Here is a 25,829-nt window from a genome sequence, read left to right as displayed (position 1 = left end):
AGTTAAGGATATTATCAGTGACAAAAATTGTTCGTTCTAAATATAAAGCTAGTAGAAGACTTGGAGTAAGTCTATGGGGTGATAGCAAGGATGCTTTCAATACACGAAATTATCGTCCCGGGCAACATGGGCAGAATACCATGATTAAAACTTCAGATTATGGTTTACATTTAAAAGCTAAGCAAAGATTGAAATGTCACTACGGTCGTGTAACTGAAAAACAATTTAGAAATATTTTTGCACTTGCTCAAAAAATGAAAGGTAATACCGGTGAAAATTTCATTGGGTTACTTGAAAGTAGACTTGATACGGTAGTTTATAGAATGAATATAGCCCCAACTATTTTTGCTGCAAGACAGTTAGTTTCACACGGACATATTAAATTAAACGGTAAGAAAGCTGATATCGCAAGCATACGACTAAAGGCAGGCGATATTATAGAAGTTAAAGAATCCGTAAAACAAATACCGCTTATCCAAGAATCCGTTTCAAAACAAGGTCAAACAACACCGGGGTATTTATCATTTGATGTACCTTCATTAACCGGTAAATATTTAAGAGTTCCTGCTCTTTCTGATGTTCCATATCCTTTTGAAGCAGAAGTGCATTTAGTAATCGAGTTATATTCTCGTTAATAATTACAAAAAGGCAGGTTTTATTTATCTGCCTTTTTACTTTCTTTCCTATACCTACATTTTTTCTTTATACTATAATACAACTTATCACCTAATTCGGCAGCGCTTATTAAAGATAGATTAGTTAAGAATTTAATGTCTGAGCTAAGAAAAAACTGTCATTTTTGACGAAGCAAGGAAGTATAAAAATGCTAATTTTTAGTATTTTTTTATTATTTTTATGGAGTGCCATGCTCCTTGCAATCGCTCGAAAGGTATTGCTGTGTGGATCAGTTTTTCAGTTGTCATCCCGCGACTTGATCACGGGATCCAGTTAAAAATACTAACATTATTAGTATTTTTTTATTTTTGGATACCGTGGTCAAACCACGGTATGACACCGAGTACCTTTTTCGATACACACAACAACGCCTGCTCACAATAACGATATCTATTTTTAATAAATAATGCCCTATATATAATAATTGTTTCTACTTACGTATTATTTTTAAGAACATATAATGCTGCTTCTACCTTTTCCAAGAAGTTAGCATATGGAACGCATTTAATAATTAGCGGTATAACTGGTTTTATTGTAAATGGGACAACAGGAGAAGCAGTCTTTTTGTTTCGGCAACTCTTGCGGATAAAATCTTAACTAACTGAAGAGTATTTTCAGAAACATTATCTTACTTCTGCCACATTTAAAGGAAGTTTTCTACCATATTACTACAAATCTCATCACAACTTTTCCTAATTATTCAGTACCAATTTATTTAACTTCTACAGCTGCAATAGTAGGCTTAGCATATTATGGGACTGATTTCTTAAATTATCAGGAAATTTTAAAAGAAATTCAGACAAACTTAACTCCTAATATTAGGGTAATTGATCCCAATATACTTTCTAACAATTTTAAAAATGATTCAAAAAATGAAATTAAAGATGTAACCCAAGGGTTTTAGATTTAATGGAAGCATACATAAATAGTAGTTTTATTAACTATACCGGAAATGATGGCAAAATACATTAATTGCATTAACCTTACTCATACAGGACCCTAATGCTGCTATAGAACCTCTTGTTTCTCAAGGAGCAAAAATCAGTATTTTTTATGGTGTGGAAAAAATATAATAAGCACACTATTCCAATCATATAAAACTTCTTTAACACAAAATACTCAAGATTTAATCGAACAAAAAGCTTTAGAACTGTTACTAAACGAGGAATATAAAAGTAAAATCTTAGGATTAAAGGATATAGAAGCTATTACTAATAATTTATTTAATGATCTTAATAATACTTTCACTATTGGAATTTTATAATTAGGGAATTTAACCACTCAAAAAATTATACAGCTGCTTGCATTGCAAGATATAATGAATTTAGTTCCAGGAGCTATTATATTTAATGCGTTTGACAATATTAAGCAAGGATTTTTAAATATATTATATCAACTGGATATTTCTTATAGGCAAGAAGCAGAGAAAATTAAGTAAAAAATGGAGAGATTACGCCTGAGCAAGCTCTACTACTTAATCCTTGACTTGAAACCTTAAAATCATTCTTAACAAGTTCCTCACTAAAAATAATCTTTAGTGGAGCAGTTATATCACAAGCGCGAATTACAAAATTAATAGAGGTAATTTCTTCTGAGAATAAAAAAGGAATAACATGGTCTACTAATGATACAAACGAAGAACTTGTAATTTCTGATTATAACCTAATTATAGAAGAAAGAACTATTTTGAGTTTTGAAAAATTAGTATTCAAACTAGGAGCACATGATCTTCTTTCAGCTTCCTCAGGAAAAGGCAACACTACTTTTTTAAAGAGTTTAGTCAATTGTATTGCTGATCCATGCCATAGCGTTGGTGAAATTTCCATACCTACCCATTATCAAAATCCCCCAATAATATTTATTGATCAGAATAGTTACATACCGGTTTAATCTACTTTATTTGAAATAATAACCTCCGGCCTTGATCAATCTAATCATTAAAAGTAATAAGCAATTATTAATTAACACACTATTTATAAAATTAGATCTAGTTACATTAATTACGCACTTAAGTGATAAAAATTATGATGTAATAAATGCACCAAGTGGCAGTCAAAAGAAAAAATTGGAATCATTAAAGCTATAATTTCAACCCCTAAAATATTAATTTTAGACGAGGTATTTGCTAATCTTGATAAAATATCTATAGAAAATGCACAAAACAAGCTTTAAAAAAATTTTTACCGGAAACTTTAATGCTTGTAGTGCATCATGACGGTAAATCTCATGACTATAATAATTTTTATGATCAGTATATAAGTATTTATCATGAGTATATACTAAATCTAGATGTTCAATTATGGGAGTTTTTTAAGATTTCTTTATAGATTTCAAGGTTTTTTCTTAACATCAGATCAAGAGAGAAATTATTAATTACCGTATGTCTTGCCGCTTCTTGGATTTTCTTAGCAGTATCAGTACCTAAAATCGAGAAACAATAATCGATTTTCTGCGCTAACGCTTCAGCATTATTTGGTTCTACGTGAAAACCGGTTATATTATTATTTATTGTCTCTACTGCCCCGCCGATATTAGTTGCAATAACAAGCTTCTCCATCGCCTGCCCTTCTATAATAGTACGCCCGAAAGCTTCAGGCTCGATTGAGGCAGAAATGATAATATCGGAAATCCCATATAGGTTTATTATATCCGAATCATTACCGAAAATTTGAATTTTATTTTGAAGTTTTAGATTAGCTATAAGCTCTTTTACTCTATTAGTAAAATTGGGATGTCTAGATATATCACCGACCATTAAACAATAAAAGTCTCTATGTTTTAATTTACTTAATGCTTCTACTAGCACAAGATGTCCTTTCCAGCTTGTCATTCTAGAAGGCATTAATATTATCGGCACATTACTCGGTACATCATATTGATCACAACATTTTTCAAGTTTTTCCGGCATTAAATTTGCGGGATCGAAATAATCACAATTCACTCCACGCTCAATTACTACTATTTTATCTTCATCAATTTTATAGTTTTCGAGCAAGTGTTGTTTTACAAAATTAGACACGGCAATAACTTTCTTGCCTTTTAGCATTATGCTATTATAATATTTTTTAAAACTATTCGGAATATTATAAACCCCATGAAAGGTAGTCAAAAATTTAGCATTTGTCCATTTTGTTGCTAGATATGAACTCCATGCCGGTGCTCTTGATCTTGTATGAACTATATCAACATTATATTTTTTGATTATTTCTGCTATCAATTTTGCATTATTCAGAATTACAAAAGGATTTTTACTGTTACTATCCATTTCAATATGCAATATATCTTCCTTATCTAACTCTTTAACTAGAGTACCGCCTGCTGAAATTATGATAGGAGTATGACCGAGAATTTTAAGATATTTTGCAACTTCTATAGTACCTCTTTCAACCCCTCCCGAAACTAGAGCAGGAACTACTTGCAAAATAGTATATTTATTATATCGTTTACTTGACTTTAATGAAGGCATTAAATCTCAATCTATTAAAATAATTATTTAAAATGCACAAGCTTTATAATAAAACACAAAACAAATTTATTGTCTATGATAATTATAGAATAATTAATACAAATATTCCATCTGTAATTTTTTTACACGGCTTGATGTCTAGTATGCAATCAACTAAGACTATCTATTTAATAGATTATTGTAAAAAACACAATTATAATTTTATTGTTTTTGATAATTTCGGTCATGGAAACGCATCGGGACAATTTAAGGATCAAACAATTAGTGATTGGTTAGAAGGAGTATCACTAATTTTAGACAAATTAATTAATACGGAGGCGATATTAGTAGGTTCAAGCATGGGAGGATGGCTAGCACTTCTTGCAGCTTTAAGATTTCCTAATAAAATAAAGGGACTTGTATGTGTAGCCCCTGCTCCAGATTTTACTGAAAATATTTGGCAAAATATATCTCTAAATGATCAAAATAAGATGCAACAAGAGGGAATACTAGAAGTAAGAGGTAAAAATTGTGAGCATCAATATGCTATAAGCTATAAACTGATAGAAGATGCAAAAAAACATTTATTATTGACAAAGAAACAGATTGATATAAATATACCGGTACATCTAATTCATGGGATGTTAGATGAAGACGTGCCTTATAATGTTTCAGTAAAATTATTAGACAAAATAACAAGCAAACAAATAGTAATGAAGCTAATTAAAGACGGTCACCATAATTTATCTAGAGAAGAAGATTTAAAGGTAATGACAAATTCCTTAGAAGAAGTAATTAGACTCTTAAGTAATATTAAATAAACAATAAATATGTATAGCAAAATAAATAAAGTTCATAATTTTAAAGAAGTTATAGAAGCGGTAAAACAAGCCAATAATACTAGCTTGATGCTTTTTGATGTAGATGAAGTAATTGTAATGGATAGTGATGAATCTAGGTTAACATATGATTATAGAAAAGAATTAATGAAGAACATTGAAAAAAGACTTACTAGAGAAGAATGTGAATTATTACTTAGTATTGTTCTTAAAGATAGGAACGCTAGATTTGTTAACCCAGATATCTTAACGATATTTGCTCTACTTACAGAAAAAAATGTACCGGCAATGGGTCTTACTAAACTTCCTACCGGTAAATTTGGCGTAATTGAAGATATGATCGAATGGAGAATTCGTGAACTCACTAAATTAAAGGTAAATTTTCAAGAATTTTCACCTTTAGAAGATGAGATAATAATAGAAGATTTTAATGCCGGCCACGGTAAACCTACATTAAAAGACGGAATAATTTACACTGCGGAATATGATAAAGGAAGCATGCTTGAGTATATATTAAGAAAAACAAATTATTATCCACAATCAATAATATTTATTGATGATATAGAAGAAAATTTATTATCATTACAAGAAATTTGTAAGAAACTAAAAATTAACTATCAAGGATTTGAGTTTACCGGTTCTGCTATCGTTCCTGAACCTGTTCTTGATGCACAAGGTTAACGGATGAAGAACTTAAAAAGTATACTTTGTCATCTAGTAGCTTGTCCACAGTATCCAGCTAAAAATGTCACAACAACATACACTTTTAGTTGCTTTGCCTAGATGCCGTGGACAAACTACTAGATGACACCTATTCACCTTAGAGTATAATATGATGTCTGCAAAACTTATTGTTCTTTTGACCCTACTTATCTCGCTTTCTACTATGGCAAATAAAAAGGAAGAAGAAAAAATTATAGGAGTAAAAGCAACTAAAGTACAAATTGCCGAGCTTTACGACATATTTAATATTGTAGGGCAATGCCAGAATGATAATAGTCGTGATTATTATGCTAATGCCACCGGAATAGTTGAACAAGTCTCAGCACATCAAGGAGAAATAGTAAAAAAAGGGGATATATTGCTAGTTATAGATAAAAACATAGCAGAAACCACTAAATCTAGAGCAGCAGCGTTATTAAATACAAAACAAGAAGATTATAATAGAAAAGAAGCTTTATTCGCTAAAAAATTTGTAAGCAACAAGGAATATAACAGGTCAAAAAGCGAACTTGAAGATGCAAAATTTAATTATTCCAAAGCTTTAAAAACATATAATGATATGATAATGACTGCACCCTACTCCGGCAAAATAGGCGTAATTAAGTCTATGGTCGGCGATGAAGTAAAAATAGGTGACTATCTTTTTAGCATTACCGGAACAGAAAACTCACAAAGTATTTTTATTGAATTGCCGGAGTCTTTAAGCGAAACAGTTGGAGTCAATACTGAAGTTTTAATTGCAGGAAAAATTAAAAGTACAATCGGGGCAGTATCGCATTACTTATCCGATAATGGTACTTTAACAGCTAAAATTATTTTACCTATGGGTACAAAAATCCTGCATAATAGCTTTGTAGATGTTACGCTTATAATTAATCCTCATAAAAACCTAACCGTTCCTGAAAGTTGTATTCAACGAAATAATCAAGGTAATTTTATTTATAAAATAGATGGTTATACGATAAAACAATTATATGTAAAAATCGGCACACGTACAGAAGGTCTAATTGAAATTATCTCTGACGATATTAAAGCAGGTGACTTAGTCGTTACCGAAGGTATGACTAAAATTGGTAACGGCTCAAAAGTTAAGATACTTGAGGAATAGTTATTTATATATGCTTTTTAAGCCATCTCTGTATTCTAGAAATTGTTGCACGTATTCCTTCTTGCCTTATAGAAGTAATAGTTAATAAAATCAAAATTTTTGTCACAAAGCAATAGGTTCGTATTTTTTGAATTACATAGTTATTTTTGAAAAAAGAAATATTACTTTTTTTATAGTCTTCATTTTTATTTTCTAGTAATCTTAATTGTGTAACAGCTGCTAATAACAAATTAATAGTAAACGGACTAAATTTACTTAAATAAGAATCATTAAGAACATAAGAAGTAATATTTATTAAACCTACTGAATATTTATTTGGATCCATAAACGTATTAGTACCACCGCTAATTCGTACTTTAGACAATTCTTTGTCTATACCGCCTATTGAATTTTTACTAGCAATAGATATCCATAAACAACAATCTTCACCGCTTCTTATATTTTCAGGAAATAAATTTTCTTGGAATAATGTTAAAGTTCCCATAACTGTCGGCATTGCTATTGGACAAGTTTGTATGACTTGAGGAAAAACATTACCACTAAAAAGCCCGGAATGAACAGATTCTATATATTTTCCTTTTTCACTTATTTTTTGATATGAAGTATGAGAAAATATAAAATTATTTTCTTCCATAAACTTTAATTGGATTTCTATTTTATCCTTATAAAATAAATCGTCCGAATCAAGAAAAGCAATATATTTTCCTATAGCATTTTTAATACCTAAGTTACGTGCAGCAGCAGGTCCTTCATTTTTTTTATGAAAATATTTTATTCTTTTATCTTTTTTACATATTGAAGTTAATTCTGATATATCATCAGTCGACCCATCATCTATTATAAGTATCTCAAAATTTTTGTGTGTTTGAACAAGTACACTTTCTATAGCTTTAATTGCCCAATTTATTCTATTATATACTGGTATAATAACACTAATTTTAGTATCATTTAGTACTTGTTTAGCCATAATATTTGCTAAATCACAGGCTTTTTTATACGGAGTATTATTGGATAAAAAAGTAGCTGTACGAGTTAAAAATAAATAAGGAGAACCTTCCATTTTGATCATTTCTTCTTCTGTTAACTCATGAAGAAACGATGACCATAATACATTACATTCTTCGTTATGATTTGATATTTTTTTACTACCTTGCTCTGAATGCAAACGAGATTTAATTAGGATAAATTCGTCAAAATGAATAGGAGCAACACGGAAAATTTTAAACCATAAATCATAATCTTGCGTTGTCGGTAAAGCCTCATTAAATATACCGACTTCATGAAAATATTTAGCAGGAATCAATAACGAACAACCATGTATTAACCCTCGTAATAAAGGTAATAAAGAAATATTAAGTTTATTTATAGGTAGCACACTATCCGGTTTAATATAACGTAGAGAGTTACCTTTTTCATCGATTAATTCATAACCACCGTAAATGATAGTATCTTTATTATCTAATTTATTTAATATGTCAACTTGATGCTCGATTTTATTAGGATAATATATATCATCATGGCTAAGCCACGAAAAATATTCCCCTTTCATGTTTTTTATACCGTAATTTAAGGCCGAACCGCAACCTCCGTTTTCTTTATGAAAATAGCGTATTTTATCACCATATGATAATGCTATACGTTCTGTCTCTCCATTATCTTTTGAACCATCATTAACAACAATAATTTCAATATTTTTGTAAGTTTGTGCTAAAGCACTATTTATAGCTTCTTTCATATAATTAGCACCATTATAGACAGGTATAATAATGGAAACTAAAGTATGATAAATATTTAGAGGTTTATCTTTTCTCGTTGTCATAACTTTTAAAAATAATTTATAAAATGTTAGTTTATTGTTTAAATTTTCTATAGAGCTTTAGAAAAATAGATTTTTCTTCTTCACTAATAATTAGTTTATTTTTAAGAATTTTTCTTCTAAAGCATTATTTAGCTCTGTTACAGTATTATTTAATTTAGTTCTTCTCTTCGCTATTTTTAAATGCATCTCTAGTTTGCAGCAATTGTTTTAATATATCTTGGGATTGCAAACCTAGCTTTTCTAAAAATTCCTGAGTCCAAACTGAGATTGGATATGAAATAATTGTTTTATAGGCTTTAAATCTGAGTTACTAGATATACAGATTATAGAATTAGGAGGATTTTTTCAGAATGCGTGTCGTTAGTTACACTATCTACTCCTGCATAGCAAAATTCTTTGTTCAGATATGATTCAAAGTCTTTTTCAGTAATTCAATTAACTAAATGATGTATATGCCCTTCCGGTTCATTAAAAGGTACATTTACTATTAATCGTTTTTTATATTTAAGATTAAGTGCTAGATTTAACTCATCTTCAATATGCTCAAGTGCATATCGTGATACAATATAATCATATTCTTCTGCCTTTTTAATAAAACTAACTAAACCAGATTTAATATATTGTATATTAGATGCTCCATAATTTTGTTTAGCATAAATTATAGATTCTTTACTGATATCTATTGCTGTAATTTCTACTCCTAATATATCACTAAGCATAAAAGTTCTGTATTCCGTTCCACAACCTATATCTAAAATTTTCATTTTTTGATTTAGCATTAATGAGCTATTAAGTATATCGGCTTCTATAATTTTTTTAAAAATCTTATAACTACTTTTATGACACATTACCTCTAAAACATAATCTTTCTCCATCATTATAAATTTCTTCTAACATAAATTATTTAAACTATTATAACTTTAATAAATATTCGGCAATAAATGCAGCAGGGTTTTCTACAGGATCAAGCATCTTTTTAAATTGATTTCTGCCACTACTATTTTCATGATAAGGTAAATAATGATTTTGCTTAATAAATGCTATATAGTTAATAATATCTTGCGGCTCATAAGCAAAATACATATATTTTTTTAATTCTTTAGATAGAGCATTGCTATTAAATTCATTATTCCAACCATTACTTAAGTAAATTATAGGCTTATCGGCAACTACTACTTCAGCAAGAGATGAAGTACCGTCACTTATTACAATATCTGACACCATTATATCATCCAGTAACGACCTGAATGCATGTGCAGAAACAGTAACATTTTTTAAAGAGTTAAATCTATTTAATATATTATCCATATCACTTTGGCTTAAGTAATTTTTACCGACCGCATAGGTAAATAGTGTAACATGCGGCCTTATAATAAAATGAATATTAGGATGTTGTAACGCATAATTATAGAAAAAATAGTGATAATTTAAGAAAGTAGAACCTCCTTCATATAACTCTCTATTTTTAAATGATAATTCCCATCTAGGAAGCCATAAAATGGTTTCCGAGTTTGGTTTTTCTTTAATATTATAATTTCTTACTTCATAGTATGGTTGATAACCCGAAACAATAACTCTATCCTTAGGAAATTTATAATTACTAATAAAGATATCCTTTGTACTTTCTGAATCAACAAATACCGTCTCTATGCGACTTGATAACTTATCATCATCAATATTTTTTTGATGGAAGATATGCGGACCATAGACTATATACATAATTTTTGTTTTAGTTCCTCTAAAGCTCTTATACAAATTAGCAGCCGTAAAAGGTTCTGATATATAGCCTTGCAAATTTTCGTAAGGGTTTTGCGTAAAGATAAAATCCGGCTGATAATTTTTTAGTTCAGAAATTTCACATTTTGTATTAACATTTGAATAAGAAGCATACTTACCGCATGGATATATCACATCTTGTGTATCAAATTTACTAATAAACCCGGTATCTATTCCTCCTTGAATATTGGGATGAGGATGAGGTACTATTACAATTTTGACATCATGACCTATTTTTTTCATCTCATTATACATTGCGTATACGCCTTTGCCACCGAATGTCTCTGTACTAACAAGGAAAACTATTTTTTTATAAGAATTTTCTTTGGAATAGCAAAAAGAAGATATAAGAGTTATTAGTAAAAAAACACTTAAAAATAAAGTGTTAAGTTTTATTAATTTAAAGAATTTCATGTTTTTGATATGATAATAATGAATAGGATTACTTTTTAAACCATATTGTACGGTTAACATAATCCACATAACTTAAAACTATACGTAATATTTTCTTTGATACAAGTCCTGCTGCTGCATAATCCGGCACGATATCTTGCAAGCGTTTATTATTCTCGTGTTCTTCCGTAATAGCTTTCACCGATTGTAGTACCCGTTCAGCCTTAAAACCCGACATAATAAGCGTTCCGGCATCCATACCTTCAGGACGTTCATGTGCTTCTCGAATATTTAAAGCAGGTAAATTAAGTATAGACGCCTCTTCAGTGATAGTACCGCTATCGGATAAAATACAAAATGCATTCATCTGAAGTTTGACGTAGTCCGTAAACCCGAAGGCCGGCAAAAATCTTATTTTATCGCCAAGTTCTTTAAACCCCTCTAAATCCTCAAGCCTTTTTTTAGTCCTTGGGTGTGTTGAAAAGATTACAGGGAAATTATACTCTTTAATAAGCGTTTGTAAACTACTTAATAATTCTTTCAGATTATTTTTGACATCAACATTTTCCTCACGATGCGAGCTAATTAAGAAATATTGCTTTGTGGTAAGTGACAATTGATCTAAAATATCAGACTTTAATATTTTAGGCATAAAGCAATCAAGGACCTCAGGCATATGCGAACCTGATTTAAAAATAAGCTCAGGCGGTAAACCTTCGAAAATTAAATAACGTCTCGCATGCTCGGTTAACGTAATGTTAACGTCACTAATATGATCAATGATTTTACGGTTTATTTCTTCAGGTACACGCTGATCAAAACAACGATTTCCCGCTTCCATATGAAAAATCGGAATTTTACGGCGTTTAGCAGCAATTGCCGATAAACATGAATTAGTATCACCATAAAATAAAACGGCATCAGGCTTTTCTTTCTCAAGTACTTCATCAACTTTTTCGATAATAAGCCCAATAGATTTTGCCGTATTATCTGCTGCTACTTCTAAGAAATAATCGGGTTTTCTAATTCCCATATCATCAAAAAAAACCTGATGTAATTCATATGCATAATTTTGACCGGTGTGAACTAGGATGTGATTAGTATATTTATCAAACTCGGAAATCACGCAGCATAGTTTAATAAGTTCAGGACGAGTACCAACAATCGTCATTACCTTAAGCATTTTTTAGTTCCTCTTGTACGTAATCAAGAGTCAGTAATAACTCTTTTACTTCTTCTAAATTTAAACGTTTTGTATTATGGGAAGTGTAATCCTCTAAAAGCGCTACTTTCTTTTCACCTTCAACAAAATATTTTGCATAATTAAGATCACGCCCGTCCATAGGAATACGGTAATAATTTCTTAAATCATCAGCTTTTGCCATTTCTTCTGATGATACTAATGATTCGTAATGTTTTTCGCCGTGACGTGTACCGATAAAACGTATTTCATTTTTGCTATCGAATATATCTTGTAACGCTTTTGCGAGTACTTCAATTGTGCTTGCCGGAGATTTTTGTACGAAAATATCACCCTGATGACCATGCTCAAACGCATATAAAACTAAATCCACCGAATCTACAAGCGACATTAAAAAACGTGTCATTGACGGTTCTGTAATGGTTAATTCCTTACCTTGTTTTATTTGATTGATAAAAAGAGGAATGACCGAACCTCTAGAAGCCATAACGTTACCGTATCTAGTGACGCAAAGCATAGTCTCACCTGGAGAACGCATACGTGCTTTTGCTATTGCTAACTTTTCCATTAATGCTTTAGATAATCCCATTGCATTAATTGGATATACAGCCTTATCGGTACTCAGTACAATAACTTTTGTAACTTTGTTATTAATAGCAGCACTTAAAACATTTTCAGCACCTAAGACGTTAGTATTTATTGCTTCCATAGGATAAAATTCACAAGTCGGAACCTGCTTTAAAGCAGCGGCATGGAATACATAATCTACACCGTGCATTGCCTCATCAATACTTTTATAATTGCGTACATCCCCAATATAGAATTTAAGTTTCGGATTATTTAAAGCAATACGCATATCCTCTTGCTTTTTTTCATCTCTACTGAAAATACGAATTTCCTTAATATCATTAATAATATCGGATTTAAGAAAACGAGAAAGCACCGCATTACCAAACGAACCGGTGCCTCCTGTAATCATTAAAGTTTTATCTACAAACATTATATATAAATACCTATTTTGTTATTATGTCAATCGAGCAACACTCTAAGACAGTCATCCTGTAGCTTGTCCACAGAGTCCAGTTATAAAAAATACAAACATCAAAAGCTCGATTTATCTCACTTTATGCTGGATTCCGTGTACAAGCCTATATTCGCAATGACAATTTACTTAAACTCACACATACGCTTTACAAGCTCACGCCATTCAGGAGGTGTATATCCTGTCACCTCATTAAAACGAGTGCTATCTAGTGAGCGATCTATTACAAGCTCATCTGACGAAATAATATCGATTTCTTTATTATATATTTCTGCTACTAATTTTAACAATTCTAACTTATTAATCGGTTTTGAGGCGACATGATAAAGCCCGTGCAACTCTTTATTAGGTAACACAAAATCCCTTATTATTCTTGCAAGCTCTACTGTCGGGAATCCTGAATAAATAGCTTTCTCAAACCCTTTCACTGAACCTTCTGCACTTAAAAACCAATTGATTAAGCTTCTATTGCCTGCTAGCTCATGACCTATAATGGAAGTACGCAATGTGATAGCATGCGGATAATCTACCTCACCAAGAAATTTTGAACGACCGTAAAGGTCATAACAGTCAGAAAAATCGCTTTCCTTATAATTACCTTTTTTTCCTGAAAACACACAATCAGTACTAATATGGATTAACCTTGAATTAGCTAGTTTACATAAATTAGCTAGCCTATGAGGCAGCAAACTATTTATCGGTAATGCTTTTAACGGGTCATTAGCATCTGCCAATTGTTTTACAAGCCCTATACAATTTATTACTATATCGGGTTTTGTTTGATTAAATACCTCAACTAACGCATCATGGTTCTCAACATCTACATTTGTAATTAATTTATCGGATAAATCCTTAGAAAAGTAAGAACGAGCTGAATTATTTCGGGCTGTCGCAAAAATGTCAAATTTTTTATCACTACTTAAAAACCTGAATATGCTATTACCTAACATACCGGTAACACCCAAAATTAATATTTTCATAGTATATTTTATTTATTTTTACCGAATCGGTTCTATCATAAATAATATATCTTTACAATAGTGTTTTGAGTGCGTAACAATATTGAATTATAAATAATTAACTTGTCATAGAAAAGGTTCTTATTCTATCTTCTGTAATTTTCCAACCTACATCTTCTGCAAGCTCTAAATCATATTCATCTACCAACGAGGCTTAATATTATAAGTACTTACCCAAACGCAGGGCTGTATCAGCAGCAATTGAACGATGATGCTTAATTATATTATTGATCCTAGTAACGGGTACATCAATATCATGAGCAAGTTTGCTTTGACTAATCCCCATAGGTTCCATCAACAACTCCTCAATGCTTTCCTAATTAAATATTTTTTATAGAATCAAGCACGGTTTCAAGAATCATACTAGCAGCTACTGCATCATCGTTATTATTACGGTCTTTTCTTTTTACTCCAAACGATTTAAGGAAATTATTTGCAGCTTTGGTAGTTAATCTTTCATCTTGTAAATATATAGGCAAGTTTATAGATTTTGCTAGCTCTTCAGCAAATTGCATCACTATATTTGTTTGCTCCGTTACTGCTCCGCTCATATCAATCGGTAGACCTATTATAACACCGCAAACTTTATATTGCTCGATGATATTAAGCAAGGAAGTAATAACAATTTTTTTATTTATCTCGGTTATAGTATTTAAGGGCATAGCAATACTACGTTCTTGATTAGATAATGCGATTCCTAATTTTTTGCTTCCGTAATCAATAGCGATAAGCGGAGCATTTGGTATTAAAAGCCGATAAAATTCTTGAAGATTTTTTATGATCATGATAGTTATAAAAATTACTTTATTAATTATTATTTATGCTAAAAACTATTCAGAAACATTTAGATACGAAATTAATTAAATTATCGGCGATTTTAGCCTTTATTTATTATTTATTATTTAATACCGCAATATTGATTTATAAATTTGATTATTATAAAGCAACAATCTTTAGAGGGATATTAGAGTTATCAAAAGATTTTTGCTATATTTATATATTTTCTTTTATAGCATTTTTCGGTCTTAGCGTACATAGATTAGTGTTAAAAATCGGCGTGGGGTTTTTATTTATAACATCCGCTATTGCTAGTTATTACATTTATTTCTTCAAAATCAATCCTACTAAACAAGTAATAGGTAGTTTTTTCTCAACGGATTTAAACGAAGTTTATGAATTAACCAGCATTAAGTTAATAATATGGATAATTTTTTGCCTTTTTACCTGTTTTTATACTCTCAAATCTTTTGCCGCCGAAAATTCTAAATCATTCGTAATAAAACTATTATCTGCCGCTTGCTTACTTATTTTTGTATATAATATTATTACTCCTTCATTTAAGATACTAAAAAATTATTTTCCCATTCAGTATTTACATAATAGCTACATTAATTTTGCCGAAAATTTCGGTGATAAAAATTATACATGTATAGATATTAGCAAACAATATAACTTTATAGATAAGTCAGATAAAGATATTATCGGTGTTTTAGTTATAGGCGAATCAGCAAGATTTGATCATTTCGGTATTAACGGTTATGAAAGAGATACGACTCCTTACTTAAAGACTACTCAAAACCTAATTTCTTTCAAAGCTAAATCTTCTTCTAACCTTACCTATCTTTCCGTACCGTCGTTACTTTCACGTTATCCTGCAAGTCAAATTGAAAATAGTAGACAAGAGAACAGCTTTTTATCAATTTTAACAAATCTTGGCTTTAATACTACCTGGATCGGTACTCAAACTTTAATGAGAAGTTTTGCAAATTTTGACCTCAGTAATATATATAATGACGTTAATTTTACTATAGTACCGGGCGGCTCTGCCCTATTTTCTTTAAATGATCATGATGAAAAAATATTGCCTTTTATAAAAGAAATAATAACAAACTCAGAGAAACAATTTTTAGTAGTTCACACTTCCGGCAGCCATTGGAACTATAATGCGAGATATCCAAAAGAGTTTGAGTATTTTACCCCTATCTGTCCTATTAAGGTTAAGGGAGATGCAAGTGATTGCGATAAGCTTGCTTTAGTTAACAGTTATGATAACTCTATTTTATATACCGATTTTTTTTTATCTAATTTAATAGATTTGCTTAAAGATAAAAATGCATTTTTATTATATGTATCTGATCACGGCGAGTCCCTCGGAGAAAATGGTTATTACGGTCACGGCGGGCCACTACTTGCAGAACAAATAACCGTACCTCTTATAGTTTGGGTATCAGATGATTTTCAAGCAAAATATCCTAAATCAGTATCTTCAATTAAAAATTATGCTAATACTGAAATTAGCCATGATTATGTATTTCATTCAATCCTTGACTGTTTAAATATAGATTCCGACATAATAGATAAAGACTTAAGTATATGTAAATCTAATTAAAAATTATTGAATTATTAAAAAATTTGTATATAAATTAAGAACTCAATAATTAATATGATTTATTATTATGTCTGATACACCGGAACTAGACAACTCTTATTATAGATTTTTACAAAGTATTTTACTTAAAACACTAGAACAAAATAAAGCTGCTGAAACGTATTTATTGCAGAAAGATTTTAATAGCGCTTTAAATGAGATAAAAAATGTAAATGAACAACTTGAAGAATATTCAAGCATTTTTTCTTTACTCAAAGTAATTAAAACCCATTTGAGTGATAAAAAAAATATATAATTCAAGTACCATTTAACTTAAATCCTTTTTTTATAATTAAAAATAATATAGAGTGGAAATAAAAAAAGGTATTGAATTATGGAATATGCATTATTAATTTTCAGTATTATAGCGATTTTAGTTATAATACAAATGGTTAAAGTTGTACCGCAACAACAAGCATGGGTAGTAGAAAAACTTGGAAAATTCGATAAGGTACTGCAACCTGGCTTAAATTTACTCATCCCTGTCATTCAGAGAGTAGCATACAAACATACTTTAAAAGAAGAAGCAATAGACGTTACCGCTCAAACAGCTATTTCAAACGATAACGTAACATTATCTATAGACGGTGTTTTATATGTTAAGATCATTGATCCAATGGCAGCATCTTATGGTGTTAATAATCCTTACTATGCCATAACACAGCTTGCTCAAACTACTATGCGTTCAGAAATCGGTAAACTCCCTTTAGATAGAACTTTTGAAGAGCGCGAAACTTTAAACGTAGCAATTGTAGCAGCTATTAATCAGGCTGCTATAAATTGGGGCATACAATGTATGCGTTATGAAATTAAAGATATTCAACCTCCGCAAACTATACTTAAAGCTATGGAATTGCAGGTAGCAGCCGAGCGTCAAAAAAGAGCTCAAATTCTAGAGTCGGAAGGTAACAGACAAGCAAAAATTAACCATGCAGAAGGTGAAAAAGCACAAATCGTACTGAATTCAGAAGCTTCTTATACAGATCAAGTTAACAGGGCAAAAGGTGAAGCTGAAGCAATAGGCTTAGTCGCTACCGCTACGGCAAATAGTATTGAGATTGTTGCAAATGCCGTACAAAAAACGGGAGGGAGTGATGCAGTAGCTCTTAAAATAGCCGAGCAATATATTAGTGCGTTCGGTAATTTGGCTAAAGATACCAACACCGTAATTTTACCCGCAAATCTTTTAGAACCGAGTAGTTTTGTCACCGGAGCGTTAACTATATTTAATCAATTAAAAGCTTCTTCGGGAACAAAAAATAAGTAGCAATTTATAAATTTATAAAGATTTATTATTGTAATAATAATTAGTTTTATATATCATATCAGATTATTAACTAATAAAAGGTTATGAATATGTCAGTATTTGTCGGCAAAACTGCTCCGGATTTTACAGCTAAAGCTATTATGCCTAATAATAATATAGACGATAAGTTTAAACTTAGCGATTATGCTGCAGGGGATAATATAGTGTTATTTTTTTATCCCCTAGATTTTACTTTTGTTTGTCCATCGGAAATTATAGCATTTCACAATAAGCTTGGTGAATTTACCGAAAGACGTGCTAAAGTAATAGCTGTTAGCGTTGATTCTCATTTTAGCCATTTAGCTTGGAAAAATACTCCGCATAATAAAGGCGGACTTGGACAAGTACAATTCCCAATGGTTTCCGATATAAAAAAGGATATTTCTTCAAAATATAATGTACTTAATGAAGACGGTGTTGCTTTGCGTGGAACTTTTTTAATCGATAAGGATTTCATAGTACGTCACATGCTAGTTAACGACTTACCTATCGGTCGTGATATTAATTATACATTAAAAGTAATCGATGCTTTAACTCATCATCAAAAACACGGCGAAGTTTGTCCTGCCGGCTGGCATAAAGGTGAAGAAGCAATTACCCCATCACATGAAGGTATAGCACATTATTTAAGCTCACATGCAGAGAAGCTGTAATATATTACTGTGTTATTAAAGTGGGGAACTGTCCTACCGTAGTAGCTTGTCTAGTGTTGTTGCATGGTTTGATGTCATTCCCGCCTAGGCAAGAATGACATACAGCACTAACGCAATATCAAATAACCCTAAACAATGTTGAAAGAATTATTGTCTGCTTCTAAAATATCTTATAATATTGAAATAATTAATATTTTATGTCTTATTAGGAGTGAAATACTGGTCCTAAAACTTTCTTTAGTTTAATTAAATTATTCGGTGATGTAGCATGCCATAGATAACGTTCCGGATTTTCCATTGCGCGGCGGAAAGTCAAAACCAATTAAAATTTTCAGTAAAAACGATACTGAAAAAGAGTTAAAGCTTCTTGAAAAAGACAATACTAAGATCATCACATATAAATCTCCGGAATATCAAAATTATTACTTGAAATTTATGATCCACCGCTAATATTAAGTTATAACGGTAATATAGAGTTATTAAATCATAATAAATGCGTTGCAATAGTAGGTGCAAAAAACGCTGCTACAAACGGAAGAAGCTTTGCTCATAAAATTGCAAATGATTTAGCAAAGGTTATATAACCGTTGCAGGATTAGCACGAGGAATAAATAGCAGCATATATCAAGCTGCAATTTCTCAAACTATCGGAGTTATTGCAGGCGGTATTAATCATATATATCCACCGGAAAATAAAAAACTATTTGAAAATTTAGCAGAAGAAGGTTTAATATTAGCTGAGTTACAGGCTCTACCCCGCTTGGAAAACATTTTCCACAGCGTAATTAGGATAATATCAGGACTAGCCTTAGGAGTAGTGGTAGTAGAAGCAAGCTTAAAATCCGGTTCATTAATAACTGCAAAATTTGCACTTGAACAAAATAGGGAAATATTTGCCGTTCCTGGCTTTCCTTTAGATCCAAGATGTCAAGGTACAAATAAATTGATTAGAGAGAGCATATTTAATGGAATCAGTAGAAGATATTGTAGCTAATTTACCGCAATATGAAGAATTTATGAAAAAAGATGATGGATTATTTAAGGATTTTGTTGAGCTAGGAACAATAAATACGAGATATGTTAAAGAATCGTCACAAAAGGAGTGTACTGCTATATTAGAATTATTATCGGCAGTACCCATAGACTTTGAATATTGACAAAAAGAAATAGAATTACCATTTCCTATCATATATACGGTAATATTAGAATTAGAACTCGCCGGGACAGTAATGCGTCACGCCGGTAATAAAATATCATTAGTTTATAATAAGTAGATGAAATTAGTAATAGTAGAATCGCCGGCAAAGGCAAAAACGATAAATAAATATTTAGGTAATGAGTTTAAGGTCATTGCATCATTCGGTCATATTAGAGATTTACCTTCTAAAAAAGGCTCAGTGTTACCTGATGAAAATTTTGCAATGAAATATGATATTTCCGATAAAGCCGGTAAATATGTAGATGCCATAGTTAAAGATGCTAAAAAAGCTGATGCAGTATATCTTGCAACCGATCCTGATCGTGAGGGTGAATCTATCTCATGGCATGTTGCAGAGGTAATAAAAGAAAAGAATCAAGTTAAATCCGATGATTTTTTCAAAAGGGTAGCATTTAACGAAATCACTAAAAAAGCAATTATTCATGCCGTTGAAAACCCTAGGAAACTTGACACTAACTTAGTAAATGCCCAACAAGCAAGAAGAGCTTTAGACTATTTAGTCGGCTTTACCCTTTCACCTCTTTTATGGCGTAAGTTACCGGGATGTAAATCAGCAGGACGTGTGCAGTCCGTGGCTCTGCGATTAATATGTGAGCGAGAAGATGAAATAGAGCGTTTTAAGTCAGAAGAATATTGGGATATTAGCCTTAAAATGCAAAATAGTAATAATGAACTATTTACTGCTAAATTGACTCACGTAAACAATCAGAAGTTAGAAAAATTCTCAATTATTAACGAAAAAAACGCCAAAGATTTAACCAAAAAATTAAAATCTCAAAAATTTCATGTTGATAAGATAGAAAAAAAACAACAAAAACGTCAACCACAACCTCCTTTTATTACTTCATCACTACAACAAGAAGCAGCAAGAAAATTAGGTTTTAGTGCTAAAAAGACTATGCAAATAGCACAAAAACTTTATGAGGGTGTTGATATAGGTAAGGAAACTATAGGGCTTATTACGTATATGAGAACCGACGGCGTTACATTATCAAATGATGCAATAGCAGATATACGTAAGTTAATCGATAAAAGTTACGGCGATAAATATTTACCAACTAACCCTAGAATTTATAAATCCAAAGTAAAAAATGCTCAAGAAGCTCATGAAGCAATAAGACCCACAAATATTACTTATACTCCTGATAGCTTAAAAGAAAAGCTAGAAAAGGATTATTATAAGCTTTATGAGTTGATTTGGAACAGAACTATAGCCTGCCAAATGGAAAATGTTATAATGGATTTGGTAGTTGCAAATTTAGCTTCGGAAAATAAAGAATATTTGGCAAAAGCACACGGATCGACTATAGCCTTTGACGGATTTTATAAGGTTTATCGTGAAAGTGTGGACGATGAAGCTGAAGAAGAAAATAAAATGCTGCCACCTTTAAAAGAACAAGAGCCGCTTAAAACTAAAGAAGTTATTCCAAATCAACATTTTACCGAACCGCCTCCAAGATATTCAGAAGCAAGTTTAGTGAAAAAACTTGAAGAGCTTGGGATCGGTCGTCCTTCGACCTATACTAGTATTTTATCGGTTTTACAAGATCGAAAATATGTTGCTCTTGAGAAAAAACGATTTATACCTGAAGAGCTTGGACGTTTGGTAACGGTATTTTTAGTCGGTTTCTTCAAAAAATACGTTGAATATGATTTTACTGCAGAACTTGAAAACGAATTAGACGAAATAGCAGCTGGCAAACTTGAATGGAAAGCTGCTTTAAATAATTTTTGGAGCGGTTTTAACCATAATATTGAATCAGTAAACGATCAGAAAATAACCGAGATTATTAGCTATGTACAGAAAGCCCTTGATTATCACCTGTTCGGTGAGAATAAAAAATCTAAAGTTTGTCCTTCATGTAACACGGGCGAGCTTAGCTTAAAGCTTGGTAAGTTCGGAGCGTTTTTAGCATGTAGTAATTACCCTGAATGTACTTTTAGAAAATCTATTGTGAGCGGTCACGATAATAACGAGAATGAAGGCGAGCCTACCGCTATGCTTAATGAGAATAAAGTTTTAGGTACGGATAAAGACGGAGTAGAAATATATCTGAAAAAAGGACCTTACGGACCTTATATTCAACTTGGCGAACAAGAAGGCAAAGTAAAGCCGAAACGTAGCCCCGTGCCTGCTAGCTTGAACCAAAATGATATTACACTTGATATAGCATTAAAGCTTCTAAGCTTACCGCTAAAAATAGGTATTCATAAAGATAGCGACGAGGAAATTATGATAGGATACAATAAATTCGGTCCTTACATAAAATATATGGGGAAATTTATTGCGGTGCAAAAAAAATATGATTTTCTAAATTTAAGCTTAGATGATGCGATGAAGCTGATTGAAGAGAATAAAGCGAAATTAGAAAAGAAACAGGCGTAAATGGTTTAGTGTCACCCCGTGACTTGACCACGGGATCTCAGGACACAGGCTTGTGATACAAGATCCCGTGGTCAAGCCACGGGATGACAATTAATAAAATTACTTATTTATGACAAAAGTTATAACACGATTTGCTCCGTCACCGACCGGTATGTTACATGTCGGGAATATCAGGGTAGCATTGCTTAACTGGCTATATGCAAAGAAGCATAACGGACAGTTTATTTTAAGATTTGACGATACAGATTTAGAGCGTAGTAAACAGGAATATAAAGACGCTATCGAGGAAGATCTAAAATTTTTAAAAATTAATTGGGATCAGACATTTAATCAATTAAGTCGTTTAAGTAGATATGATACAATCAAAAATCTATTACTAGACAAAAAAAGATTATATGCCTGCTATGAGACTCCTGAAGAGCTAGCATTAAAGCGTAAATTTCAATTATCTAAAGGTTTACCACCGATTTATGATCGAGCTAGCTTAAATCTAACTGAAGAGCAAGCAAAGAAATATATAGAACAAGGAAGAAAACCACATTATAGATTTTTGGTAAATCATGAACCGATTAGCTGGCATGATATGATCAAAGGTGAAGTTAAATATGACGGCAAGGCTTTAAGCGACCCAATAGTGATAAGAGCAGACGGTAGTATGACCTATATGTTATGCTCAGTTATTGACGATATTGATTATGATATTACTCATATTATTAGGGGTGAAGATCACGTTAGCAATACCGCCATTCAAATTCAAATGTTTGAGGCTTTAAATAATACTCCTCCGACTTTTGGGCATTTAAGTTTAATAATCAATAAAGATGAGAAAATTTCTAAAAGAGTTGGAGGATTTGAGATCGCAACTCTTAGAAAAGAAGTCGGGATCGAAGCTATGACAATCGCTAGCTTTTTTAGTTTACTTGGTTCATCAGCACAAATCTTGCCTTATAAATCAATGGAGAAGCTAGTAAATCAATTTGAGATAAGTAGTTTCTCTAAAAGTCCAACTATCTATCAACCGAAAGATTTAGAAAGATTAAATCATAAATTACTTATAAGTTTAGATTTTGATACAGTAAAAGAACGCCTTAAAGAAATAGATGCCGAGTATATTGATGAAAATTTTTGGTTATCGGTAAGCCCTAACTTGCAAAAATTACATGATGTAAAAGATTGGTGGGAAATTTGCCATCAAACTCCGAATGTAGAAAATCTAAATTTAGATAAGGAATATTTAAAGCAAGCAGCAGAATTATTACCAAAAGGTGAAATCACTAAAGATAGCTGGAGCATTTGGACTAAAGCAATAACAAATATAACAGGCAGGAAAGGTAAGGAGTTATTTTTACCTCTTCGCCTTGCTTTAACCGCCAGAGAATCAGGCCCGGAAATCGCAGGCGTTTTACCTTTGATTGATAGAGAAGAGATAATAAAGCGTTTAACTAGTGCGTGACTCGCTATGTCATTCCCGCGAAAGCGGGGATCCAGTAAAAATAATCTTATTGGTACAAAAATTGTATATTTGGTAAAATAAACATATAAAAACAAGTTTTTATATGTTTTACTAGATGCCCCCTTTCGCGGGAATGACATAGAAGCCATGCAACTCCTCGCAATGATGATTGAGTATGACAATATTTTAACTATAATACTCTATCATGTTAGTATTAATAGCACCGGCAAGCTCTGTGGTATCACCTTAAATATTATCGGCAATAAGAGAAACTATACCTGCTGTTCCTGCTACCTAAACCTTCCCACAGTTTCATAAGCTACATATCCTGCAGTTAGTCCTGCTTTTACTGTATTTTTTACACATTCGATAGAATCGGACGGCGAAATTAAAATTGCTCTTAAGGTAAAAGTACCGATAAGCACCGGAGGATTGTAATAAGCAAAAATTCAAGACTTGCTACGGTTGCTTGAGCAAATGTAGATACAACAGAATAATTAGAATTGTTCACATCAAAAACAAAACCCTGAACGGAACATACAGTTTTTGCACCGTTTTCTATCACATTAATAGCATGTTCCGTTGCTAAGGTAACATACATTGTGAAATCTGTCGCAGCTTTGGTAGCATAATTAAATCGTGACTCAATTATAACTTAAATGTTGGATTGTGTCAATATTGTGTCAATGGATATTATTAATAAATAATTAAAAAATGAATGATACTTTAAGATAAAAAGAAGGTTTAGCTGTAAAAAACTTTTTGATTTTTAGCTTATCTTTTTCAGACAAAGTAGGCTTGAACCTGTATATATCTTTTTTATTAGCACTTGCAGGTCTAAATTGAAACTCGCCTTTAATTGTGTTGATTGTAACTATCTGATCAGGAGAGCCCCATTTAGGAAAATCATATTTTATAACTATGTCCCCATTAACTATGTCCCCATTTCTAAGTCCAGATTTATAAGCGTTACTATTTTTGTCAAAATTTTTTATTGTATAATTATTTATTAAAGCATCTCTATCAAAACCACGATCATATATATGCCCACATTGTTATTTTCTCGATCGGCAGCACTTTAGCAACATTATCTAAATCTATAGTTTTACCTTGTTCTATATATTCATTTATCTCTTTATCTATGCCCTTTGGAACATAATTTTTAACTATTTTTTTAAAATAATCGCTTGAAAATTCTTGTTCTTTTGAGGTTTTAAATAAATCAAGCATAACATTATCCAGCGATTTACTCTTATTATTCTCTTTAATGAAATTGTCCAAATAAAAGTGCCAAAACAAATCCACGATAATATGGCAATCTTTGTACTGCATAATCTTGCCAATAATCTGTTTCGATTAAATTATTAGGTTCATTTATAACAGGTGATAAATAATAATTCTCAAAGAATTTATTAAATTTCTTCTACAAATTCCTCAAGCGTTATAACACTAGAACGCAAGGCTAAAACCCTGCTATAATCATCGGTAAATCCCTCACTCCACCAATAATTTAATCGTTCTAAGTTATTACGTATTTTCTGTCCAATTATGTAGATGTTCATGAGCAAGTAACGTTATATAATCCTGTTTGTCCAAACCTTGAGGAATAAATGCAGTAAAACTATGAGTTAAAGCCCGTTCCGCCCATATGTCTAGGTTGATTCCCCTCGATTAAGCTTATTAGATAATAAGGAAAATCATTATCATGGAAAAATATTCTTTGTCCCTTGATAATTTTATTTATACAAGAAGCTATTTCTTCATCTTTAAGATCAAATTGACCATGTAACGAAAGATATACAGGATTTTTTGATCGACCATTTTGTAAACACGTAAATCACCCGCTGCATAAACTGCACTATATAATTCAATCGGCATAGCTTTAAATTTCACGCTTTTACCAAAACCATAATCTGATATTGTTTCCCAGATATCAGGAATATTATTCCATTCAATGTTAAACGCTACTATATCATTTCCATTTAGATCACCGGGAGTAGCAAAAAGCCCATAACCCGGTGAATGAATTAAATTTTGTCTAATTATTGCTTCGTGGATATCACAATGATTACCAGTTTTTTGATATATTTCGTAGCTTAAACGAATAATATTGATTTTTCCCGTATTAAAATAGCTTCATTCGAATCTTGATGTCTAAACTGTAATTTTCCAATAGGATATTCTAGCTTAACATTTTTGATTTGCTTGTAATATGTAGGCATTTGCCCATGTATAGAGGAAATCTAAAACAACCTCACCACTCATATTGCCGATTATTTCCGTCTCAACTTTGATAGCTGAAACAGACGTATTAGACAAAGGTGTTATTTTATCTGCCTATAAG

23 protein-coding genes and 5 pseudogenes are annotated in these 25,829 nt (G+C 31.5%); 14 read left to right on the top strand and 14 right to left on the bottom strand.

Features of this window, described 5'->3' with window-relative positions:
* The first annotated feature begins 17 nt into the window (after window positions 1-17).
* The 3 genes from rpsD to ACPKKV_RS03790 all read left to right on the top strand — a co-directional run bounded on the left by rpsD (window position 18) and on the right by ACPKKV_RS03790 (window position 2,565).
* Complete coding sequence (rpsD, locus tag ACPKKV_RS03800; protein WP_392506263.1) at window positions 18-635, top strand: 30S ribosomal protein S4; 618 nt, start codon at window positions 18-20, stop codon at window positions 633-635.
* A gap of 1,346 nt (window positions 636-1,981) precedes the next feature.
* The gene (locus ACPKKV_RS03795; RefSeq protein ID WP_424492205.1) at window positions 1,982-2,113 is read left to right on the top strand and encodes a hypothetical protein; all 132 of its coding nucleotides are present in this window, start codon (window positions 1,982-1,984) and stop codon (window positions 2,111-2,113) included.
* 248 nt (window positions 2,114-2,361) lie between these two features.
* On the top strand, window positions 2,362-2,565 hold the full coding sequence (locus tag ACPKKV_RS03790) for a hypothetical protein (protein WP_392506261.1): 204 nt from the start codon (window positions 2,362-2,364) through the stop codon (window positions 2,563-2,565).
* Window positions 2,566-2,968: 403 nt separating this feature from the next.
* Here the strand turns inward: ACPKKV_RS03790 and ACPKKV_RS03785 are convergent, their stop codons facing one another.
* On the bottom strand, window positions 2,969-4,141 hold the full coding sequence (locus ACPKKV_RS03785) for a glycosyltransferase family 4 protein (RefSeq protein WP_392506259.1): 1,173 nt from the start codon (window positions 4,139-4,141) through the stop codon (window positions 2,969-2,971).
* Between the two features lie 32 nt (window positions 4,142-4,173).
* Here ACPKKV_RS03785 and ACPKKV_RS03780 point away from each other — a divergent pair, with 32 nt between their 5' ends.
* From ACPKKV_RS03780 to ACPKKV_RS03770, 3 genes and pseudogenes are all read left to right on the top strand, one after another.
* The gene (locus tag ACPKKV_RS03780; protein WP_392506257.1) at window positions 4,174-4,941 is read left to right on the top strand and encodes an alpha/beta hydrolase; all 768 of its coding nucleotides are present in this window, start codon (window positions 4,174-4,176) and stop codon (window positions 4,939-4,941) included.
* 9 nt (window positions 4,942-4,950) lie between these two features.
* Window positions 4,951-5,702 (top strand): annotated as a pseudogene (locus ACPKKV_RS03775) (DUF2608 domain-containing protein).
* Window positions 5,703-5,791: 89 nt separating this feature from the next.
* Entirely contained in the window at window positions 5,792-6,790 is a 999-nt protein-coding gene (locus ACPKKV_RS03770) for an efflux RND transporter periplasmic adaptor subunit (protein WP_392506254.1), read from the top strand.
* 4 nt (window positions 6,791-6,794) lie between these two features.
* On the opposite strand, the gene ACPKKV_RS03765 is transcribed toward ACPKKV_RS03770, so the two are convergent.
* The 9 genes and pseudogenes from ACPKKV_RS03765 to ruvX form a co-directional block, all read right to left on the bottom strand.
* Window positions 6,795-8,609: a glycosyltransferase family 2 protein gene (locus tag ACPKKV_RS03765; RefSeq protein ID WP_392506252.1), complete on the bottom strand. Its 1,815-nt coding sequence runs from the start codon at window positions 8,607-8,609 to the stop codon at window positions 6,795-6,797.
* A gap of 431 nt (window positions 8,610-9,040) precedes the next feature.
* Window positions 9,041-9,506 (bottom strand): annotated as a pseudogene (locus tag ACPKKV_RS03760) (class I SAM-dependent methyltransferase).
* Window positions 9,507-9,521: 15 nt separating this feature from the next.
* Window positions 9,522-10,868 (bottom strand): hypothetical protein, encoded by a 1,347-nt coding sequence (locus ACPKKV_RS03755; protein ID WP_392506251.1) that lies wholly within the window; start codon window positions 10,866-10,868, stop codon window positions 9,522-9,524.
* Complete coding sequence (gene wecB, locus ACPKKV_RS03750; protein ID WP_392506250.1) at window positions 10,828-11,961, bottom strand: non-hydrolyzing UDP-N-acetylglucosamine 2-epimerase; 1,134 nt, start codon at window positions 11,959-11,961, stop codon at window positions 10,828-10,830. Before wecB ends, ACPKKV_RS03755 begins: the two co-directional genes overlap by 41 nt.
* The gene (gene capD / locus ACPKKV_RS03745; protein ID WP_392506249.1) at window positions 11,954-12,979 is read right to left on the bottom strand and encodes a UDP-glucose 4-epimerase; all 1,026 of its coding nucleotides are present in this window, start codon (window positions 12,977-12,979) and stop codon (window positions 11,954-11,956) included. Before capD ends, wecB begins: the two co-directional genes overlap by 8 nt.
* 167 nt (window positions 12,980-13,146) lie before the next feature.
* Window positions 13,147-14,001, bottom strand: coding sequence for a dTDP-4-dehydrorhamnose reductase family protein (locus tag ACPKKV_RS03740; protein ID WP_392506248.1), 855 nt, complete (start codon window positions 13,999-14,001; stop codon window positions 13,147-13,149).
* 97 nt (window positions 14,002-14,098) lie between these two features.
* Entirely contained in the window at window positions 14,099-14,188 is a 90-nt protein-coding gene (locus ACPKKV_RS03735; RefSeq protein ID WP_392506247.1) for a plasmid maintenance system antidote protein, read from the bottom strand.
* Window positions 14,182-14,326: pseudogene (locus tag ACPKKV_RS03730) on the bottom strand (helix-turn-helix transcriptional regulator). The gene ACPKKV_RS03735 and the pseudogene ACPKKV_RS03730 overlap by 7 nt, the downstream one beginning before the upstream one ends.
* 34 nt (window positions 14,327-14,360) lie before the next feature.
* Window positions 14,361-14,825 carry a Holliday junction resolvase RuvX gene (ruvX, locus tag ACPKKV_RS03725; protein ID WP_392506245.1) on the bottom strand — a complete coding sequence of 155 codons (465 nt, stop codon included), beginning with the start codon at window positions 14,823-14,825 and terminating at the stop codon, window positions 14,361-14,363.
* Between the two features lie 35 nt (window positions 14,826-14,860).
* On the opposite strand from ruvX, the gene ACPKKV_RS03720 reads away from it, so the two are divergent.
* The 8 genes and pseudogenes from ACPKKV_RS03720 (at window position 14,861) to gltX (ending at window position 23,485) form a co-directional block, all read left to right on the top strand.
* A complete protein-coding gene (locus ACPKKV_RS03720; RefSeq protein ID WP_392506243.1) occupies window positions 14,861-16,429 on the top strand; it encodes a phosphoethanolamine transferase in 1,569 nt (522 codons plus the stop codon).
* A gap of 67 nt (window positions 16,430-16,496) precedes the next feature.
* Complete coding sequence (locus ACPKKV_RS03715; protein WP_392506242.1) at window positions 16,497-16,724, top strand: hypothetical protein; 228 nt, start codon at window positions 16,497-16,499, stop codon at window positions 16,722-16,724.
* A 78-nt stretch (window positions 16,725-16,802) separates the two neighbouring features.
* On the top strand, window positions 16,803-17,735 hold the full coding sequence (locus tag ACPKKV_RS03710) for an SPFH domain-containing protein (protein ID WP_392506241.1): 933 nt from the start codon (window positions 16,803-16,805) through the stop codon (window positions 17,733-17,735).
* An 89-nt stretch (window positions 17,736-17,824) separates the two neighbouring features.
* Complete coding sequence (locus ACPKKV_RS03705) at window positions 17,825-18,427, top strand: peroxiredoxin (protein ID WP_392506939.1); 603 nt, start codon at window positions 17,825-17,827, stop codon at window positions 18,425-18,427.
* Between the two features lie 401 nt (window positions 18,428-18,828).
* Window positions 18,829-19,421: pseudogene (locus tag ACPKKV_RS03700) on the top strand (DNA-processing protein DprA).
* Window positions 19,393-19,584, top strand: a complete 192-nt coding sequence (locus tag ACPKKV_RS03695; RefSeq protein WP_392506240.1) for a hypothetical protein — start codon at window positions 19,393-19,395, stop codon at window positions 19,582-19,584. Before ACPKKV_RS03700 ends, ACPKKV_RS03695 begins: the two are co-directional and overlap by 29 nt.
* Before the next feature lie 117 nt (window positions 19,585-19,701).
* Window positions 19,702-22,032 carry a type I DNA topoisomerase gene (gene topA, locus ACPKKV_RS03690; RefSeq protein ID WP_392506239.1) on the top strand — a complete coding sequence of 777 codons (2,331 nt, stop codon included), beginning with the start codon at window positions 19,702-19,704 and terminating at the stop codon, window positions 22,030-22,032.
* 109 nt (window positions 22,033-22,141) lie between these two features.
* Window positions 22,142-23,485: a glutamate--tRNA ligase gene (gene gltX / locus ACPKKV_RS03685; RefSeq protein WP_392506238.1), complete on the top strand. Its 1,344-nt coding sequence runs from the start codon at window positions 22,142-22,144 to the stop codon at window positions 23,483-23,485.
* A 374-nt stretch (window positions 23,486-23,859) separates the two neighbouring features.
* Here the strand turns inward: gltX and ACPKKV_RS03680 are convergent.
* The 4 genes and pseudogenes from ACPKKV_RS03680 to ACPKKV_RS03665 all read right to left on the bottom strand — a co-directional run.
* Window positions 23,860-24,050: pseudogene (locus ACPKKV_RS03680) on the bottom strand (hypothetical protein); the annotation flags it as partial.
* 470 nt (window positions 24,051-24,520) lie between these two features.
* Window positions 24,521-24,766, bottom strand: coding sequence for a hypothetical protein (locus tag ACPKKV_RS03675; protein ID WP_392506236.1), 246 nt, complete (start codon window positions 24,764-24,766; stop codon window positions 24,521-24,523).
* Between the two features lie 131 nt (window positions 24,767-24,897).
* A complete protein-coding gene (locus ACPKKV_RS03670) occupies window positions 24,898-25,047 on the bottom strand; it encodes a hypothetical protein (RefSeq protein WP_392506234.1) in 150 nt (49 codons plus the stop codon).
* Between the two features lie 625 nt (window positions 25,048-25,672).
* On the bottom strand, window positions 25,673-25,804 hold the full coding sequence (locus ACPKKV_RS03665; RefSeq protein ID WP_424492204.1) for a hypothetical protein: 132 nt from the start codon (window positions 25,802-25,804) through the stop codon (window positions 25,673-25,675).
* Window positions 25,805-25,829: the final 25 nt, after the last annotated feature.

This window comes from Rickettsia finnyi, from assembly GCF_049668125.1.
Lineage (GTDB): Bacteria > Pseudomonadota > Alphaproteobacteria > Rickettsiales > Rickettsiaceae > Rickettsia > Rickettsia kotlanii.
This window is presented reverse-complemented; position numbering and strand designations above follow the sequence as displayed.